This window comes from Brachybacterium hainanense (assembly GCF_042434575.1).
GTDB lineage: Bacteria > Actinomycetota > Actinomycetes > Actinomycetales > Dermabacteraceae > Brachybacterium > Brachybacterium hainanense.
Genome location: NZ_JBHLSV010000026.1, coordinates 22,390 through 38,951 on the forward strand (window position 1 = coordinate 22,390; position 16,562 = coordinate 38,951).

16 protein-coding genes are annotated in these 16,562 nt (G+C 73.7%); 11 read left to right on the forward strand and 5 right to left on the reverse strand.

Features of this window, described 5'->3' with window-relative positions; all coding sequences use genetic code 11:
* The first annotated feature begins 32 nt into the window (after positions 1 to 32).
* A complete protein-coding gene (locus tag ACFFF6_RS16530) occupies positions 33 to 266 on the forward strand; it encodes a hypothetical protein (RefSeq protein ID WP_376982588.1) in 234 nt (77 codons plus the stop codon).
* Between the two features lie 3 nt (positions 267 to 269).
* Here the strand turns inward: ACFFF6_RS16530 and ACFFF6_RS16535 are convergent, their stop codons facing one another.
* Positions 270 to 599 (reverse strand): hypothetical protein, encoded by a 330-nt coding sequence (locus ACFFF6_RS16535; protein WP_376982589.1) that lies wholly within the window; start codon positions 597 to 599, stop codon positions 270 to 272.
* Positions 596 to 1,546, reverse strand: a complete 951-nt coding sequence (locus ACFFF6_RS16540) for an N-acetylmuramic acid 6-phosphate etherase (protein WP_376982590.1) — start codon at positions 1,544 to 1,546, stop codon at positions 596 to 598. The genes ACFFF6_RS16535 and ACFFF6_RS16540 overlap by 4 nt, the downstream gene beginning before the upstream one ends.
* A 93-nt stretch (positions 1,547 to 1,639) precedes the next feature.
* Between ACFFF6_RS16540 and ACFFF6_RS16545 the strand changes: the two genes are divergently transcribed.
* Positions 1,640 to 2,596: a BadF/BadG/BcrA/BcrD ATPase family protein gene (locus ACFFF6_RS16545; RefSeq protein WP_376982591.1), complete on the forward strand. Its 957-nt coding sequence runs from the start codon at positions 1,640 to 1,642 to the stop codon at positions 2,594 to 2,596.
* Between the two features lie 30 nt (positions 2,597 to 2,626).
* Here ACFFF6_RS16545 and ACFFF6_RS16550 read toward each other — a convergent pair whose 3' ends face one another.
* Complete coding sequence (locus ACFFF6_RS16550; RefSeq protein ID WP_376982592.1) at positions 2,627 to 2,899, reverse strand: 2Fe-2S iron-sulfur cluster-binding protein; 273 nt, start codon at positions 2,897 to 2,899, stop codon at positions 2,627 to 2,629.
* Between the two features lie 245 nt (positions 2,900 to 3,144).
* Here ACFFF6_RS16550 and ACFFF6_RS16555 point away from each other — a divergent pair, with 245 nt between their 5' ends.
* The 4 genes from ACFFF6_RS16555 (at position 3,145) to ACFFF6_RS16570 (ending at position 9,521) form a co-directional block, all read left to right on the forward strand.
* On the forward strand, positions 3,145 to 3,888 hold the full coding sequence (locus ACFFF6_RS16555; protein ID WP_376982593.1) for a response regulator transcription factor: 744 nt from the start codon (positions 3,145 to 3,147) through the stop codon (positions 3,886 to 3,888).
* Positions 3,885 to 5,339 carry a sensor histidine kinase gene (locus ACFFF6_RS16560; protein WP_376982594.1) on the forward strand — a complete coding sequence of 485 codons (1,455 nt, stop codon included), beginning with the start codon at positions 3,885 to 3,887 and terminating at the stop codon, positions 5,337 to 5,339. The genes ACFFF6_RS16555 and ACFFF6_RS16560 overlap by 4 nt, the downstream gene beginning before the upstream one ends.
* A 261-nt stretch (positions 5,340 to 5,600) precedes the next feature.
* Positions 5,601 to 8,897 (forward strand): isoleucine--tRNA ligase, encoded by a 3,297-nt coding sequence (gene ileS / locus ACFFF6_RS16565; protein ID WP_376982595.1) that lies wholly within the window; start codon positions 5,601 to 5,603, stop codon positions 8,895 to 8,897.
* 201 nt (positions 8,898 to 9,098) lie between these two features.
* Positions 9,099 to 9,521: a hypothetical protein gene (locus ACFFF6_RS16570; protein WP_376982596.1), complete on the forward strand. Its 423-nt coding sequence runs from the start codon at positions 9,099 to 9,101 to the stop codon at positions 9,519 to 9,521.
* 18 nt (positions 9,522 to 9,539) lie between these two features.
* On the opposite strand, the gene ACFFF6_RS16575 is transcribed toward ACFFF6_RS16570, so the two are convergent.
* Both ACFFF6_RS16575 and ACFFF6_RS16580 read right to left on the reverse strand, forming a co-directional pair.
* Positions 9,540 to 11,117: a WXG100 family type VII secretion target gene (locus tag ACFFF6_RS16575; RefSeq protein WP_376982597.1), complete on the reverse strand. Its 1,578-nt coding sequence runs from the start codon at positions 11,115 to 11,117 to the stop codon at positions 9,540 to 9,542.
* Positions 11,114 to 11,917, reverse strand: a complete 804-nt coding sequence (locus tag ACFFF6_RS16580) for a hypothetical protein (protein ID WP_376982598.1) — start codon at positions 11,915 to 11,917, stop codon at positions 11,114 to 11,116. The genes ACFFF6_RS16575 and ACFFF6_RS16580 overlap by 4 nt, the downstream gene beginning before the upstream one ends.
* 422 nt (positions 11,918 to 12,339) lie before the next feature.
* Between ACFFF6_RS16580 and ACFFF6_RS16585 the strand changes: the two genes are divergently transcribed.
* From ACFFF6_RS16585 to ftsY, 5 genes are all read left to right on the forward strand, one after another.
* On the forward strand, positions 12,340 to 13,689 hold the full coding sequence (locus tag ACFFF6_RS16585; protein WP_376982599.1) for a bifunctional folylpolyglutamate synthase/dihydrofolate synthase: 1,350 nt from the start codon (positions 12,340 to 12,342) through the stop codon (positions 13,687 to 13,689).
* Positions 13,686 to 14,111, forward strand: a complete 426-nt coding sequence (locus ACFFF6_RS16590) for a DUF4233 domain-containing protein (protein WP_376982600.1) — start codon at positions 13,686 to 13,688, stop codon at positions 14,109 to 14,111. Before ACFFF6_RS16585 ends, ACFFF6_RS16590 begins: the two co-directional genes overlap by 4 nt.
* Before the next feature lie 10 nt (positions 14,112 to 14,121).
* Entirely contained in the window at positions 14,122 to 14,547 is a 426-nt protein-coding gene (ndk, locus tag ACFFF6_RS16595) for a nucleoside-diphosphate kinase (RefSeq protein WP_376982601.1), read from the forward strand.
* 108 nt (positions 14,548 to 14,655) lie between these two features.
* Positions 14,656 to 14,805, forward strand: a complete 150-nt coding sequence (locus tag ACFFF6_RS16600) for a hypothetical protein (RefSeq protein ID WP_376982602.1) — start codon at positions 14,656 to 14,658, stop codon at positions 14,803 to 14,805.
* Positions 14,806 to 14,899: 94 nt separating this feature from the next.
* Positions 14,900 to 16,375 carry a signal recognition particle-docking protein FtsY gene (ftsY, locus tag ACFFF6_RS16605; RefSeq protein ID WP_376982603.1) on the forward strand — a complete coding sequence of 492 codons (1,476 nt, stop codon included), beginning with the start codon at positions 14,900 to 14,902 and terminating at the stop codon, positions 16,373 to 16,375.
* Positions 16,376 to 16,562 lie beyond the last annotated feature (187 nt).

Below are 16,562 nucleotides of genomic sequence, written 5' to 3' on the forward strand. Positions count from 1 at the left end.
CGCCGGGCCCGTCGCCGGGGGAGGGTAGGGGCATGTCGACCATGACGCACGCCTCCTCCCGCAGCGATCGCAGCCGCCGCGCCCCTCGTGAGGGGCGTCCGGCGACGTTCGTGTCCATCGTGGCCTTCGCGGGGCTCATCGTCCTGTGGGTCCTGCTCACCGGTCCGACGATGCCGCTGCCGCTCGCCCTCGGCGCCGCGGGCGCCGTCCTCGCCCTGCTCGGGGCGGCCTGGCACCTCGCCGGTCCGGATCGCTCCCGGGGCTGATGCTCACACCGGATCGGTGAACGAGACCGGCGTCCCCGCGGCGCGGGCATAGGCGATCTCCTGTCGCACGGACTCGCCCAGGTAGCCTCCCGGGTTCACGACGAGGACACGGTCGGCCAGGTCGATCCGCCGCAGATGCAGCACGCCCAGAGCGGACCTCTGCTCCGCGGTGAGCTCCGCTCCGCCGTCCGGAGCGAGGCCGGGTGCCAGGACGATGGATCCTGCAAGGCTCAGCTCCCATGCCGCCGCGGCCATCTCCGGGGCGAAGCGCAGGGAGCCGCAGAGGCACACCACCTCCGGCCTCGCCGGAGCGTCGCCCGGGACCGTGGTCATCCTGCCGTGCCGAGAGACGCGACCGCCGCCCGGATCCCGGCGGGATCGCCGATCCGGGCCGCATCCGGGGCGAACCGGTCCGCGGCCTCCCGGGCTGCGGCCGCATCGGACCCGGCGAGCAGCGCGATCAGCGCCACCCTCACGCTGCCGCCGGCCTCCTCCAGGACCCGGCCCGCCTCCGCGGCATCGACGCCGCTGGCCTGCACCAGCATCCGCACCGTGCGGGCCACCAGCTTCTCGTTGCTCGGGCGCACGTCGATCATGAGGTTCGAGTAGGTCTTGCCCAGGCGCACCATCGTCGCCGTCGACAGCGCGTTCAGCAGCAGCTTCTGCGCCGTCCCCGCCTTCATCCGGGTCGAGCCGGTGACGACCTCGGGACCCACGTCGGCCAGCAGCGCATGATCCGCGAGCGTCGCGAGGCTCGCCTGCGGGTTCGCCGAGATCAGGCCCGTGACCAGGCCTCGTTCCCGCGCGGCCGCGAGGGCGCCGCCCACGAAGGGGGTACGGCCGGAGGCGGCCAGGCCGATCACCAGGTCATCGGGGCCGCAGTGCTCCGCGATCAGCGCCGCGCCCAGATCCGAGGAGTCCTCCGCCCCTTCGACCGCGTGGAGCATGGCTTCGGGCCCTCCGGCGAGGTGCGCCCGGAACAGCTCCGGCCCTGCGTTGAAGGTCGGGGCGAGCTCGGCCGCGTCCAGGACCGCGAGACGCCCGGAGGTGCCGGCGCCGACGTAGTGCACGGTGCCGCCCGCGACGATCGCGGCCACGCAGGCGTCCACGAGCGCGGCGAGCGGTACGGCCAGAGCCTGCACCGCCGTGATCACCTGGGCGTCCGCGCCGAGGATCCTCCACGTCAGCTCCGCGGACGGCAGGGTGTCGAGGTCCGTCGTCGCGGGATTGCGCTCCTCGGTCGGGGAGGAGAGCGCGATCAGGTCCGGCATGTCGGTCATCGGGGGCCTTTCGGCGTAGGGAGGCGGAGCGCGACAGGTCCGCGCGGCGCTCCGTCGATGCGCTGTGCTGGGTGAAAGCTAGCATCTGTGCGCATGAGATCACCGACCTCGGATCCCTCCGCCGCGCTCCTGCTGGGCGCCGACGTGGGCGCGACCCGGGCCCGCGTACGGGTCCGGGACCGCGACGGACGGCTGCTGGCCGCCGCCGAGGGCGCCGGGTTCAACGTGAACTCCACCGGGGACGGCGCGCTGGCCGGGCTCAGGACGACCGTGCAGGAGGTGCTCGTCGCGGCGGGCATCGATCCGAGACGGGTCCCGGTGCGAGCGGCGCTCGGGATAGCCGGTGCGGGACCCGCGCATCATGCCCAGGTCGAGCAGCTGGTGCGCTCTGCGCTCGCCGGGATCGGACTCCTGCCGCAGCATGTGACCGTCACCGACGACCAGATCACCGCCTTCGCCGCCGGCAGCGCGGGCGGCTCCGGGCTGCTGCTGCTGGGCGGGACCGGATCCGCGGCCGTGCGCTACCGGGACTTCGTGCCCTGCCGCCGCGTCGACGGGATGGGCTGGCTGCTGGGCGACACCGGTTCCGGGGTGTGGATCGGTCGGCGGGTCCTGCAGGCGGCGGCCGCCGATCTCGATGCTCGCGGGCCCGCGAGCGCTCTCACCGCCGCGGTGCTCTCCCGTCTGGGGATCGCGCCGGACGGAGCGGAGGATCCGCGACAGGCGCTGATCGCCGCGATCCACCCGCTCGCCCCCGCGGCCTGGGGGGCGTTCGCTCCGCTCACCGAGGGCTGCGCGACGGATCCCGTCGCACAGGAGATCCTCGCCGAGGCCTCCCGGGAGCTGATCGCGAAGGTCGACGCGGTGCGCCGCGAGGAGGACGGCGACCTGGCCGGCGCCGAGGAGATCGTGCTGGTCGGCTCCGTGCTCACCCGCAATGCGACCGTGTCCGCCGCGGTGCGCGCCGGGCTGGCGGAGCGGGGGCTGCGGGTGCTGGAGGCCGCGGAACCCGTCGAAGGAGCGCTGCGCCTGGCCGCGCGGGACGACTGATCGCCGGACCCGCGTATCCTCCTCGCAGCCTCAGACGTCGATCTCGATCTCCCCGACCCCGCGGGAGACGCAGGTGATCATCTGGGTCTCCTGCTCGTCCTCCATGAGGAACTCGTCCATGTGCTCGACCTCGCCGGAGACCAGCGGCACGACGCAGGTCCCGCACACGCCGCCCTCGCAGGAATAGTCCATGCTGATGCCCGCGTCGAGCAGGGCCTGCAGGAGGGACTGGCCCTCCTCGACCTCGACGGTGATCCCGGACTTGAGCGCCTTCGCGGTGAACGGCTCTCCGAACAGCGACATCATCCATCCTTCACTTCGCAGCATGGGCCGGGTGCCCGGCCCGACTCCCGATCGTACGTGCGTGACCTGCGGGGCGGAGGCGGCCTGGGACGCGGGTCACGGCGGCGATCACGACCGCCCATCGCGGCTGTGCACCGGGGAGGGGCCGCCTGTGCGGTTCCTGTGCCGCCCCGCGGCGACGGCGGAGCGGCCCGAGCCGCGGGCTACGCTTCGAGGACCCTCCCCGGCCCGTCCAGGAAGCAGCCATGATGACCGAGAACCCCGCCGCCGCGCTCGCCGCCCTTCCACGCCTCAGCAGGCCCGATGGGACCGCCGTGCGCGTGCTCGTCGTCGAGGACGAGCCCACGATCGCGGATCTGCTGCGCTTCCCGCTGCAGATGGTCGGCTGGGACACGACCCTCGTCGCCGACGGTCTCGAGGCGGTGCGGATCGCCCGGGAGCTGAGGCCCGACGTGCTCGTGCTCGACCGCATGCTCCCCGGCATCGACGGGGTCGAGGTCCTGCGCCGTGTGCGCGCGTTCCAGCCGGAGATCCCGGCGCTCCTGCTCACGGCGATGGATGCGCCGCAGGACCGGATCGGAGGGCTCGCCGCCGGGGCCGACGACTACGTCACCAAGCCCTTCGCGATGGAGGAGGTGCTGCTGCGCCTGCATCGGCTTGTGCTGCGCTCCGGCGTGACCTCGCAGTCCTCGCAGGAGCTGATCGTCGGGGATCTGGTGATGAACCTCGACACCCACGAGGTCGTCCGCGGCGGGGAGCCGGTCGCGCTCACCGCGACCCAGTACCAGCTCCTGCAGTACCTCATGGAGAACCCGCAGCGGGTGCTGTCCAAGCCGCAGATCCTCGATGCCGTCTGGAACTACGACTTCGGCGGGCAGGCGAACATCGTCGAGCTGTACATCTCCTACCTCCGCAAGCGCATCGACGCCGGCCGGGAGCCGATGATCCACACCGTCCGCGGCGCGGGGTACGTGCTGAGGCCCGCATGAGCGAGGCGGCCCGCCCGGCGCGCGGACGGCCCACCCTGCGCACCGCTCTCGTGGCGGTGCTGCTCGCGGCGCTCGCGAGCGTCCTCGTGATCGTGGCGGTCACCACCCATCTCTCCCTGCGCACCCAGCTCGACGCCCAGCTCGACGCCCAGCTGGATCGCACCGTCTCCCGCGGGCCCGGCCCCCAGCCGGGCGCGGGACCCGATGAGCTGGCCTTCCTCGATGCGCCGGGGCAGGGCGAGTTCCTCCTCGGCGCGGTCCTCCAGGACGGCCGCGCCGTGCGGGGAGCCTGGCGCGATGCCGACGGCACGCTGCGCGACCTCGGCCCCGCCGACCTCGCGGCGCTCGAGCGCGCCCTCGCCTCCGCCGAGGGGGGCGCCGATGACCGCGATGTCGACCTGGGGATCGGCACCTACCGGATCCGCGCCGTGCAGGACGACACCTTCGTGACCGGCATCAGCACCGCGGGTGCGGACCGCACGATCGCACGTCTCGACCTGACCCTCGTCCTGGTCTCGCTCGGCGCCCTCGCGGGAACGGGCCTCGTCGGCTCGTGGCTCGTGCGCCGGAGCCTCCGGCCCCTCGAGGGCGTCGCCCAGGTCGCGACCCGCGTCGCCGACATGCCCCTCGACCGGGGGGAGGTCGCCGTCACCGCGCGCGTCCCCCCGGAGATCGCCCGCGGCGGCGGCGAGGTCGGGGAGGTGGGCAGGGCCCTGAACGCCCTGCTCGAGACCGTCGACGGGGCCCTCGAGGTCCGTCACCGTTCCGAGGAGCGGATGCGTCGATTCATCGCCGATGCCTCCCATGAGCTGCGCACTCCTCTCACCGCGATCCGCGGCTACACGGATCTGCTGCGGCTGACCGAGACGCTCACCGGCGGCGGCGCCGAGGCCCTGGACCGCGTCGAGGCGCAGTCGGCTCGGATGACCTCGCTGGTCGAGGATCTCCTCCTGCTGGCCCGGCTCGACGACGGCGCCCCCCGCGAGCAGGAGCGCCTGGACATGGGGGAGCTGCTCGTCGAGGCGGTGATGGACGCGAGGGTCACCGCGCCGGCCCATACCTGGAGGCTCGACCTTCCGGACGAGCCCGTCGAGGTGCTCGGGGATCCGCGCCAGCTCGCCCAGGTGCTCGCGAACCTGCTCTCCAACGCCCGCAAGCACACGCCCCCGGGAACGATCGTGCAGGCCCGGCTGCGCTCCGAGGAGGGACGCGCCGTCCTCGAGCTCGCCGACGACGGCCCCGGCATCTCGTCGTCCGTGCAGGGCGATGTGTTCGGCCGCTTCACGCGTGCCGACCGGGCACGATCGGGCGGGGAGGGGACCGCGGGGCTGGGTCTGCCGATCGTGCAGGCGATCCTCACCGCGCACGGCGGGGACATCGCCGTCGCCTCCCGGCCGGGACGGACCGTGTTCACCGCCCGGATCCCGCGCGCCGACGCCGACGGCACGTGACGAGCACGACGCGGGGAGGCGGCGGCCGACGCGTATCATGGGCGGCATCGGCATCGACCCGGCCATCACCGGAGAGCCGCGGGAAGAACGGCGGGACCGCACGGACCGCCCAGTAGAACCCGCCGGGACCAGCCCGTCACAGCTGAGGAACAAGGGGGCCCCGTGCCCGCGCTTCGCCGCGGGCCCGGAGCCAACCGAGGTGGTACCGCGCCGCAGGCGTCCTCGGGACAGCAGCTGTCCGCCACCGCCCCGGAGGTCCCCATGGCGTATCCGAAGAACGGATCCCCCCTCGTCCCCTCGCCGAACCTTCCTGCGCTCGAGAACCGCATCCAGGAGTTCTGGCGCCTCGACGACACCTTCCGGGCCTCGATCGCCCAGCGCGAGGGCTGCGAGGAGTTCGTCTTCTACGACGGCCCGCCCTTCGCCAACGGCCTCCCGCACTACGGGCATCTGCTCACCGGCTTCGTCAAGGACGTCGTCCCGCGCTTCCGCACCATGATCGGCAACAGGGTCGACCGCCGCTTCGGCTGGGACACCCACGGTCTGCCCGCGGAGCTCGAGGCCATGCGCGAGCTGGGCATGACCGAGAAGTCCGAGATCGAGGCGATGGGCGTGGAGCAGTTCAACGCCGCCGCCCGCGCCTCCGTGCTGAAGTACACCAAGGAGTGGGAGGAGTACGTCACCCGCCAGGCCCGCTGGGTCGACTTCGAGAACGACTACAAGACCCTCGACCCCACCTTCATGGAGTCGGTGCTGTGGGCCTTCAAGACCCTGCACGACAAGGGCCGCGCCTACGAGGGCTACTCCGTGATGCCCTACTGCTGGAAGGACGAGACCGTCCTGTCCAGCCACGAGCTGCGCATGGACGAGGACGTCTACCAGGACCGCCAGGACCCCTCGGTCGTGGTGACCTTCCCGCTGGTGGGCGAGAAGGCGCAGGAGCTGGGCCTCGCCGGCGTCAAGGCCCTCGCCTGGACGACGACCCCCTGGACGCTGCCCACGAACTTCTCCCTCGCCGTGGGCCCGGAGATCGAGTACGTGACCGTCCCCGCCGGGCCGCTCGGCGCGGCCGACGGCACCGCCGCGGGGGAAGGAGCCTTCCTGCTCGCGGCGGCGCTGATCGGCACCCACGCGAAGGAGCTCGGCTACGAGGACGCGGCTGCCGCGGAGGCGGCCGCCGCGCCTCGCCGCTTCGCCGGCACCGAGCTCGAGCACGTCGCGTATGCGCCGCTGTGGGACGTCTACTCCGCCGACCGCGAGACGTGGGGCACGCAGAACGCGTGGATCATCACGGTCGCCGAGTACGTCTCCACCGGCGACGGCACGGGCGTGGTCCACCAGGCCACGGCCTACGGCGAGGAGGACCAGAAGGTCAACGCCGCCTACGGCATCCCCGTCATCCTCTCGGTCGACGACGGCGCCCAGTTCCTGGACTACTTCCGCGGCACCGAGCTCGACGAGATCGCCGGGCTGCAGGTCTTCGAGGCGAACCGCCCTATCATCCGCAACCTCTCCCGGATGTCGCGGCTGTTCAAGGAGACCAGCTACGTCCACTCGTATCCGCACTGCTGGCGCTGCCGGAACCCGCTGATCTACAAGGCCGTGGGCTCCTGGTTCGTGAAGGTCGCCGACCAGCGCGAGCGCATGCTCGAGCTCAACGACCAGATCACCTGGGTGCCCGGGAACGTCAAGGACGGCCAGTTCGGGAAGTGGCTCGAAGGAGCCCGGGACTGGGCGATCTCCCGCAACCGCTACTTCGGCACGCCGATCCCGGTGTGGAAGAGCGACGATGCCAACTACCCGCGCACGGACGTGTACGGGTCCCTCGCGGAGCTCGAGGCCGACTTCGGCCGCGTGCCCACCGACGAGCTGGGCGAGGTCAACCTGCATCGTCCCTACATCGACGAGCTCACCCGCCCGAACCCCGACGACCCCACGGGACGATCCACGATGCGCCGCGTCACCGACGTGTTCGACGTGTGGTTCGACTCCGGGTCGATGCCGTTCGCCCAGGTCCACTACCCCTTCGAGAACCAGGAGTGGTTCGAGACCCACAACCCGGCGGACTTCATCGTCGAGTACATCGGGCAGACCCGCGGCTGGTTCTACCTCATGCACGTGCTCGCGACCGCGCTGTTCGACCGGCCCGCGTTCTCCAGCGTGATCTGCCACGGGATCGTGCTGGGCGAGGACGGGCAGAAGATGTCCAAGTCCCTGCGCAACTACCCTGACGTGCGCGAGATGTTCGACGCCTACGGCGCCGATGCGATGCGCTGGTTCCTCATGTCCTCGCCGATCCTGCGCGGCGGGAACCTCATCGTCGACGAGCCGCGGATCCGCGACGCCGTCCGCCAGACCGTGCTGCCCCTGTGGAGCGTGTGGTACTTCCTGGCCCTGTACGCGAACGCGGCGGGGGAGAAGGACGCGCAGGGCCGGCCGACCGGCTGCGAGGGCTCACCCCGGTACGAGGCGGACGACGTCATGGACCGCTACCTCCTCGCCCGCACCGGCGACCTGGTGCGGACCGTGAAGGAGCAGCTGACCGAGCTGGCGATCGCCGATGCCGCCGAGAGCATCCAGGACTACCTGGACATGCTCACCAACTGGTACGTGCGCCGCTCCCGCGACCGCTTCTGGGAGGGCGACGAGCAGGCGATCGACGTGCTGTGGACCTGCCTGGAGACCCTCACCCGCGTCATCTCCCCGCTGCTGCCGATGGTGGCCGAGGACATCTGGCAGCAGATGACCGGCGGGCGCTCCGTGCATCTGACCGACTGGCCCGATGCGGACCTGTTCCCGCGCGAGGACGACCTGGTCGCCCGCATGGACGAGGTGCGCCAGGTCGCCAGCGCCGCGAACGCCCTGCGCAAGAAGGAGGGTCTGCGGGCCCGCCTGCCGCTCGCGGAGCTGACCGTGGTGCGCGAGGCGCCCGAGCAGCTCGAGCCCTTCGCGGCGATCATCGCCGATGAGCTCAACGTGAAGGCGGTGCGCCTGCTGGACGTCTCCGGCGAGGAGGCGCGCGGCATGGGCGTCGAGCAGCGGCTCAGCGTGAACGCGCGCGCCGCGGGCCCCCGCCTGGGCAAGCAGGTGCAGCTCGCGATCAAGGGCGCCAAGAGCGGGGACTGGAGCGTCGCCGAGGACGGCACCGTGACCGCGGGCGGGCTCGCGCTCGTCCCGGGCGAGTACGTCCTCGAGCTGGTGGCCGGCTCCGACGCGGCCGCGGAGGGCCGGGCGATCGGCGTGCTGCGCGGCGGCGAGTTCCTCGTGCTGGACACCCGGGTCAGCCCCGAGCTGGAGGCGGAGGGTGTGGCCCGCGACGTGGTCCGCGCCATCCAGGCCGCCCGCCGCGAGGCCGGACTCGACGTCTCGGACCGGATCCGTCTGACCGTGGACGGCGACCCGTCGGTGGTCGCCGCGGTCGCCGCGCACCGGGAGCTGGTCGCCGCCGAGGTGCTCGCGCTCGAGGTGGCCGTACCGGCCGCTCCGGCCGAGGGCGCCCACGCGGCGACGGAGAAGGTCTCCGGCGGCTCCGTCACCGTCTCGGTGACGCGCCGGTGATCGGACGCTGATCCGCGGCGCCCGCCCGGCGCCGCGCCTCGCGGCCCCGCCGCGGATCTGCTGCCGCGCGGCCCCGTCGGCATGCGCCGGGTCGTCCCCAGGGACGGCCCGGCGCGCTCCGCGTCCGGGCGGCGGATGGCATGCTGGCACCGGACATGGACCCGGCCGCGCGGCACGGGAGCAGGCGGCGAGGAGCTGGGCATGGTGAGCAGGCGGACGATCTTCGGAGCCCTGGCGGCGGCCGCCGCCGGTCTCAGCGGTTGCGGGCTGGGCGGGGGCTCGCTCGATTCCGCGCTCACCGCCGCCGCCGAGGGCGTGGACGGCGTGACCTCCGCATCCCTCGAGCAGGCCACCGAGGCGGAGTTCCGGCGGATCATCCGTGGCGAGGTGCAGACCGATGCCGCCGATCGTCCCGCGGCGCTGGAGATCTTCGACGGCGTCATGTCCGCGCTGGTGGGGGCCGTGCGCGAGCGCCGCGACGCCGAGGACCTGCTCAGCCGCGCCGTCGACCCGATCGCCCTGCACGACGCCGCCGGCACCGCCTACTCCGTCTGGGACCTGCGCCCGGATCTCGAGGCCGAGCGCACCCGGACGGGCCGCGTCAGCCTGTCGGACTTCGCCTGAGCGGGTGCCGGAGGCGGATCAGGGCTCCCCGCGCCCGACGGAGACGACGGTCGAGCGCGCGACGTAGGTGCCCTGGCCGATGTACACGCCCGTGAGGTCGCGCTGCAGGGCCGAGAGAGTGGGATCGGTCGCGGTCGCGTCGGCGACCGAGCCGGCGTATCCGGCATCGGCCTCGCCGTTCAGCCCCACCGAGTCGTGGTTGGACTCCAGGATCCGCACGGGGTCGAGGGAGGGGACCGGGTAGCCGGGCAGGGAGACCTCGTGCCGGTTCGGGGCGCCGAGCGTCCCGCCGTCCACCTGCAGGCCGTCGAGGTCCAGACGGGGGATCAGGTCGCCGCTCACCCCGCCCGGGCCCAGACCGAACCCGTGGTGGACGTTGACCGACTCCGTCGTGGACTGGGCCGGCACGACCGTCTGCACGGGCGATCCGACGGAGAAGGTGTGGGTGATGTCGTAGGTGCCGGGCGCGCCGGAGGCGTTGTTGAATCCGGGGTCCGCGGCCAGCTGGTTGGCGATGATCCCGCCCTGCGAGTGCCCCACCAGCATGACGCGCGCGCCCGGCGGCACGCCGGCTGCCTCCATCGCCGCCTGCACGTCGTCCATCGCCGCCGGATGCTGCCCGGCGACCAGGCGCAGGTTCGAGCCCCAGTCCCGCGAGTTGCCCTGCTCGCCGTAGGCGCCGGGCACGTCGGTGATCGCCTCGCCCTCCGTGGGCGGCACCTGGACGATGTACACGGGCTCGGCACCGTCCGCGCTGCGGACCTCCTGGATCCCGATGTTCCCGGCCGCCACCGCCTCCTCGCCGCGGCGGCGCAGGCCGTTGTTCTCGAGGACCAGGTCCTGGAGGGTCTGCGGGCTGCGGGCGGGCTCGGTGCTCGTGGTGATGCCGTCGACGATGCCGCCGGGCCGGTCGTCCAGCAGCGGGGTGTCCGTGCCGGTGGCCGCCTCGTAGAGGCCGATGAGCCCGGAGCCGGCGGCGAGCAGGGACGAGGCGCCGAGCTCCGCGACCGTCGGCACCCGGCGGCCCGTCGCCCAGTCCTCGAGGACCCCGCCGAGGTGGCCTGCGTCCCGCTGGAACTGGGCGATGCCGTCGGTGTTGACGCCGAACAGGCCCAGCCCGCCCTCGAGCGCGTCGATCCCGGCGTCGACACCCCAGCCGATCAGGTCCGAGGCCGTGCCGGCGAGGTGCGCCATGCCGTTCTCGAGCGGGCCCTCGAGCCAGTCGGGCAGCCACGGATCGTCGTCGCGGAGGTAGCCGAGGTGGGAGTCGCCGGCGTCCGCGGCCGGGAGGGTGCTCGGGTTCCCGGGGGGACCATGCTCGGTGCCGTCGGCGTCGGAGGTGACGTCCTGCTGGTCGGCCTGGCCCAGCAGACGGTCGCCGTGCACGGCGAGGTTCTGGACCGCCGTCCCCAGCGGCCCGGAGGAGAGCTCCGTCCAGCGGCGCCGGAACTCCTCGGCGTCGGGGCCGGTCCACGTCGCGGAGCGGATCGCGGGGTCCAGGCGGGAGCGCAGGTCCTCCACCGCGCCGGAGGCGGTGCGCAGCCGCTGGGCATGGTCGCGGGCCTGCGCGGTGTCCATCCCGCAGAAGGCGCTCATCGGGCACCGCCCCGGGTGGTGCGGGAGGCGGCGAAGGCCAGGCCCTGCTCGAGGAGCGGCAGGGCCGTGCCGAGCACGTCCCCGTCGCCGACAGGACGCACCTGCCCGGGCGGTCCGTCCGCATCGCTGCGGTACAGGCCGAGGGCGCCGCGGACCCACAGCCGGGAGAAGGAGGCCGCCGCGGCGTCGCCCGGCCCCTCCTGCGGATCGTGCAGGGTGAGCGAGAGGGCGAGGCGCGTCCCGCGGGCCGCCAGCGCGTCGCGCAGGCGGGGGTCGAGGTCCTCGAGCGCGGCGAACGCCTCCTCGGGACCCGCTCCGCGAGCGAGCTCCTCGCGCACCCGCTCGAGCTGCGCGGGACTCGGTCGCAGCGCGGGCGCCGCGTCGTCGAGGGTGAGCGCGGCGGGGCCGTGCACGCCGGCCTCCGCGAGCAGGGCGAGGATCTCCTCCCCGGCCGCAGGAAGCGGCGCCGACCACCAGCGCGAGTCCTCCCCGTCGCGCGAGGACTCGAAGGTCGCGCCGTCCGGGGCCAGTCCGATCCGCAGGCGCCGCGTCGAGCCGTCCTCCTGCGTGGCCGTCACGACGAGCAGGGCCCGTGCCGACAGCTGTCGCTGCAGCACGTCCGTCCTCTCGTCCGTCTCCGGTCCCTCCGGCGTCCCGCCGTCCGCGGGACCCGCCGTCCCCGCCGCCTCGGCCCCCGCGACGACGCCGGCCGCCAGGGCGCGGTAGACAGGGTTCCAGTCCCGCGGGGGCGTGCCGCCGCGGACGGCGGCGCGCGCGGCCTCCTGCAGGGGGAGGGTCATCGAGGACATGCGAGGACTCCGATCTCGGGATCGCCGGACGGGGCAGGGCATCGACGATCAGCGTAGGGCGCTGCGTGCGGGAGGGACATGGGCACCGGTCCCCATCGGGAGCCGCGCCCGGACCCCGGCCCGGAGCGTCCCCGCCGATCGGGGACGGCGCCGACTCTAGGCAGGGCGGGGGACGGCCCGCCGGGCGCGGGCGGCCGCTGTGGACGGGCGGGGCGTGGGGAGGAGCAGCGCGGCAGGGCGCGCCGCGGACCGGGCGGCGATCGGACGGCGCCGCGGCCGTGCGGCCGTGCGACCGGGACGTCCCGGGATCGTCCTCGTAGACTGGGGAGGATCATCGGCCGCGCCCGCCCGCCGCGCCGCACCCCCGCCTGCTCTGTGAGGAGCCCACGTTGTCCCGTACCCCCCGACCTGCCATGTCGCAGGAGCTCCGCGACGTGTACGCGGCCCTGCTCGGCCGCGCCCCCGAGAACCGGATCGAACCGGACCTCTCGCGGATCCGCCGCGTCATGGAGCTCATGGGCAACCCGCAGAACGCCTACCGCAGCATCCGCGTCGCCGGCACCAACGGCAAGACCACCACGGCGCGGATCATCGAGCGGATCCTGCGCGAGACCGGCCTGCGCACCGGGCGCATGACGAGCCCCCATCTGCACTCGCCGACCGAGCGGATCGCGATCGACGGCGAGAGCATCGGCGAGGAGGACTTCCTCCAGGCCTACCACGACGTCGCGCCGTTCGCGGAGGTCGTCGACGCCGAATCCCTCGCCGCCGGCGGACCGCGGCTCACCTTCTTCGAGTACCTCACGGCCATGGGTTACCAGGCCTTCGCCTCCGCTCCCGTGGACGTCGCCGTGGTCGAGGTGGGCCTGGGCGGCACCTGGGACGCGACCGGGGTCGTGGACCCCGACGTCGCCGTCGTCGCCGCGATCGGCCTCGACCATCAGGAGTACCTCGGCGAGACCATCGCGGAGATCGCCGGGGAGAAGGCGGGCATCCTGACCCGCGACGCCTTCGCCGTGATCGCGGAGCAGCTCGAGGAGGACGCGGCCGATGTGCTGCGCGACCGCCTCGACGAGGTCGGGGCCTCCGCCGCGATCGAGGGCCGGCAGATCGCCGTGCTCTCGCGCACGCCGGGCGTGGGCGGGCAGATGCTCTCCCTGCAGGGCGTCGCCGCCCGCTACGAGGACGTGTTCCTCTCCCTGCTGGGCGAGCACCAGGCCCGCAACGCCCTGCTCGCCGTCGCGGCCTGCGAGGCGCTCCTGGGCGGCGGCGACCAGCCGCTCGGCGCCGAGGTGCTCGCCGCGGCCCTCGGCACCATCACCTCCCCGGGCCGCGCCGAGGTCGTGCGCCAGGCGCCGACGGTCCTCGTCGACGCCGCGCACAACCCGTCGGGCGCCGCGACCCTGGTGGCGACCGTCCGCGAGAACTTCCGGTTCACCCGCACCATCGGGCTCGTCGGCGTGCTGCAGGAGAAGGAGGCCGATGCGATCCTCGAGGTCCTCGAGCCACTGCTGGACGAGATCGTCCTCACCCAGTCGTCCTCCCCCCGCGCGATCCCGACCGACCGGCTCGGCGACCTGGCCCGCGACGTGTTCGACGATGAGGACCGGGTCCACGAGGCCGCATCGCTGCCCGATGCGATCCAGCTCGCCGTCGATCTCGCCGAGCAGGGAGGGGAGCAGTTCGGCGGCGTCGTCGTCGCCGGATCGGTGACCCTTGCGGCGGAGGTCCGCGACCTGCTGGGGCACGGCGGGGAGGCATGAGGACGGTGCGCGACCTCACCCCCTCCCCGCGCGCCCACGGCGCCCAGCGGATGCTGTCCTCGACGACGCTCACCATCGAGGCTCTCGTGGTCTTCTTCGCCCTGCTGGTCGCCCATCAGCTGAGCCCGGAGCATCGCCTGATGACCTGGGCCTTCGGGCTGGCGACCGCGGTCGGTCTGCTGCTGGTCAGCGGCATGCTGAAGCGGGGCTCCTGGCCCTACTACGCGGGCATGGCCCTGCAGGTCCCCATCCTGCTGCTGGGGATCCTGGTCCCCGCCATGTGGGTGATCGGCCTCGTCTTCGGGGGGCTGTTCGTCTTCGGCGTCTACAAGGGGCACCAGCTCGACGCCGAGAAGGACGAGGTCGACCGTCGCTACCGGGCCGCCCATCCCGAGGAGGCCCAGGGCGGCGAGGATCGGTAGGCTGAGCGCCATGACGACCGAACGCACCCTCATCCTGCTCAAGCCCGATGCCGTCCAGCGCAGCCTGCGCGGCGAGATCCTGCGCCGCATCGAGGCGAAGGGCTACGAGATCATCGCGCTGACCCAGCGCACCGCGAGCCCCGAGGAGCTCGCCGCCCACTACGCCGAGCACGAGGGCAAGCCCTTCTACGCTCCGCTCGTGGAGTACATGGGCTCCGCCCCGCTGGTCGCGGTCGTCGCCCAGGGCGAGGGCGTGATCGAGGGGTTCCGCTCCCTCGCCGGCAGCACCAACCCGACCGCCGCGGCGCCCGGCACGATCCGCGGGGACCTGGGCCGCGAATGGGACCTTCCGGTCATCCAGAACCTGGTGCACGGATCCGATGCGCCGGAGTCCGCGGAGCGCGAGATCGCGATCTGGTTCCCCGGCCTCTCCTGATCCCGGCGCTCCCGCCGGAGCCGCTCCGAGGACGCCCTTCCCGGTCCGGGGAGGGCGTCCTCGTCTCCGTCCGGCCGATGCTCAGCCGCACCGCGGGACAATGGGGACATGGGTGTCACGATCGTCTTCGTCCTCCTCACGCTGCTGCTGGGCGGCGGGATCCTGCTCGCCACGGCGATGCCGCGTCTGCGGCGGGCGCGCGCCCGTGCGCAGGAGCGGGCGCGCCACTCCTCGCGCACCCGCCCCGAGGACGGCTGAGGTCGGGGGCGGCCTCGCGGGCCCCTACACTGGCCTGTGTCCCGGCGCCCTGGAGCGTCCCCCGCACACCTGGAGGTGACCTGTGGATCCCATCGTGGAGATCCTTGCCGTCGTCGGCGGCTCCATCGGAGGAATCGCGGTGCTCGGCGCCGGCGCGTGGGCATGGATGCGCACGCGCGGGAAGTCGTCCCGCCCCGGGGACGGCGAGGGCCCCGGCGAGCGCACCGCCCCGGGATCCCCGCGTTCCGCAGCGACCGCCCTCAAGGAGCGTCCTGCCGCCCCGACCTGGGGAGACACCCTCACCGCCGGGCGTGAGGAGGCGCCGGAGGCCGAGGACGACGAACCCTTCGACCAGGAGCATGCCGCGCCGGTCGGCGTCGTCGAGCCGCGCCCGGGAGCAGAGCGCGTCGGGGCCGCGGAGCAGCCTGCCGAGGGCGCTGCGCCGGAGGCCGCGGAGGCCCCCGCCCTCGAGGAGGACACGCGGGACCAGGACCGCGACCCGGGCACCGGGACCGAGCCCCGGACGGCTCCCGCGGTCCCCGCGGTCGAGCCCGCCGCACCGTCGGAGCCGGTCCCGGACCAGGCCGGGGCGCGCGACACCACCGTCCTGCTGGACACCCCCGAGCCTGCCGCGGACCGCATGGTCCGCCTCCGGGACCGCCTCTCCCGCTCAGGAGCCCTGGGCCGCGGCCTGCTGGGTCTGCTGACCCGCGAGAGCGTCGACCAGGACACCTGGGACGAGATCGAGGAGACCCTCCTGCTCGCGGATCTGGGACCCGACCCCACCGACGAGCTGCTCGAGGGCCTGCGCGAGCGCATGCGGGTGCTCGGCACGAATGACCCCGCCGCGGTGCGGGAGGTGCTGCGCGAGGAGCTCGTGAAGATCATCGACCCGGCCCTGGACCGGCGCCTGGCCGCGACCCGCCGCGAGGCCGCGGACGGCACCTCCATCCCCTCGGTCATCCTCATGGTCGGCGTCAACGGCACGGGCAAGACGACCACCGTCGGCAAGCTCGCCCGCGTGCTCGTGGCGGAGAAGCGCGGCGTCGTCCTGGGCGCGGCGGACACGTTCCGTGCCGCCGCCGCCGACCAGCTCGCCACGTGGGGGTCCCGCGTGGGCGTCGAGACGATCCGCTCGGACCGCGACGGCGCCGACCCGGCCGCCGTGGCCTTCGAGGCCGTCAAGCAAGGCCTCGAGCAGGACGCGGACGTCGTCATCATCGACACCGCCGGCCGCCTGCAGAACAAGAAGGGCCTCATGGACGAGCTCGGCAAGGTGCGCCGCGTCGCGGAGAAGAACCTCCACGGCTCCCCGGTCGCCGAGGTGCTGCTCGTGCTGGACGCGACCACCGGGCAGAACGGCATGCAGCAGGCCCGCGTGTTCTCCGAGGCCGTCGACGTGACGGGCATCGTCCTGACCAAGCTGGACGGCACCGCCAAGGGCGGCATCGTCGTCTCCGTCCAGCGCGAGCTGGGGGTCCCCGTGAAGATGGTCGGCCTCGGCGAGGGCATGGACGATCTCGCCCCCTTCGACCCCCACGGTTTCGTGGACGCCCTCATCGGCGACTGACCGGGCGCCTCCGCGCCGCACCGCAGGGCCGATCCATCCCGCCGGGACCCTCCCGGAGCGATGGATCGGCCCTGTCGCGCATCCGCCCCCGCCCCCGGGGCCCGTCCAGGACGCGGATGCGTCCGTCCCGGATGCTGAACCGGCATGTCACGGAACGGTCACGGGAGCTTCTCGGCGTGGCCTCCGG

Excerpts from the sequence above, each read along its gene's own strand:
- ACFFF6_RS16530 (WP_376982588.1), top strand. The coding sequence starts at position 33 with ATGTCGACCATGACGCACGCCTCCTCCCGCAGCGATCGCAGCCGCCGC.
- ACFFF6_RS16535 (WP_376982589.1), bottom strand. The coding sequence starts at position 599 with ATGACCACGGTCCCGGGCGACGCTCCGGCGAGGCCGGAGGTGGTGTGC.
- ACFFF6_RS16540 (WP_376982590.1), bottom strand. The coding sequence starts at position 1,546 with ATGACCGACATGCCGGACCTGATCGCGCTCTCCTCCCCGACCGAGGAG.
- ACFFF6_RS16545 (WP_376982591.1), top strand. The coding sequence starts at position 1,640 with ATGAGATCACCGACCTCGGATCCCTCCGCCGCGCTCCTGCTGGGCGCC.
- ACFFF6_RS16550 (WP_376982592.1), bottom strand. The coding sequence starts at position 2,899 with ATGTCGCTGTTCGGAGAGCCGTTCACCGCGAAGGCGCTCAAGTCCGGG.
- ACFFF6_RS16555 (WP_376982593.1), top strand. The coding sequence starts at position 3,145 with ATGATGACCGAGAACCCCGCCGCCGCGCTCGCCGCCCTTCCACGCCTC.
- ACFFF6_RS16560 (WP_376982594.1), top strand. The coding sequence starts at position 3,885 with ATGAGCGAGGCGGCCCGCCCGGCGCGCGGACGGCCCACCCTGCGCACC.
- ileS (WP_376982595.1), top strand. The coding sequence starts at position 5,601 with ATGGCGTATCCGAAGAACGGATCCCCCCTCGTCCCCTCGCCGAACCTT.
- ACFFF6_RS16570 (WP_376982596.1), top strand. The coding sequence starts at position 9,099 with ATGGTGAGCAGGCGGACGATCTTCGGAGCCCTGGCGGCGGCCGCCGCC.
- ACFFF6_RS16575 (WP_376982597.1), bottom strand. The coding sequence starts at position 11,117 with ATGAGCGCCTTCTGCGGGATGGACACCGCGCAGGCCCGCGACCATGCC.
- ACFFF6_RS16580 (WP_376982598.1), bottom strand. The coding sequence starts at position 11,917 with ATGACCCTCCCCCTGCAGGAGGCCGCGCGCGCCGCCGTCCGCGGCGGC.
- ACFFF6_RS16585 (WP_376982599.1), top strand. The coding sequence starts at position 12,340 with ATGTCGCAGGAGCTCCGCGACGTGTACGCGGCCCTGCTCGGCCGCGCC.
- ACFFF6_RS16590 (WP_376982600.1), top strand. The coding sequence starts at position 13,686 with ATGAGGACGGTGCGCGACCTCACCCCCTCCCCGCGCGCCCACGGCGCC.
- ndk (WP_376982601.1), top strand. The coding sequence starts at position 14,122 with ATGACGACCGAACGCACCCTCATCCTGCTCAAGCCCGATGCCGTCCAG.
- ACFFF6_RS16600 (WP_376982602.1), top strand. The coding sequence starts at position 14,656 with ATGGGTGTCACGATCGTCTTCGTCCTCCTCACGCTGCTGCTGGGCGGC.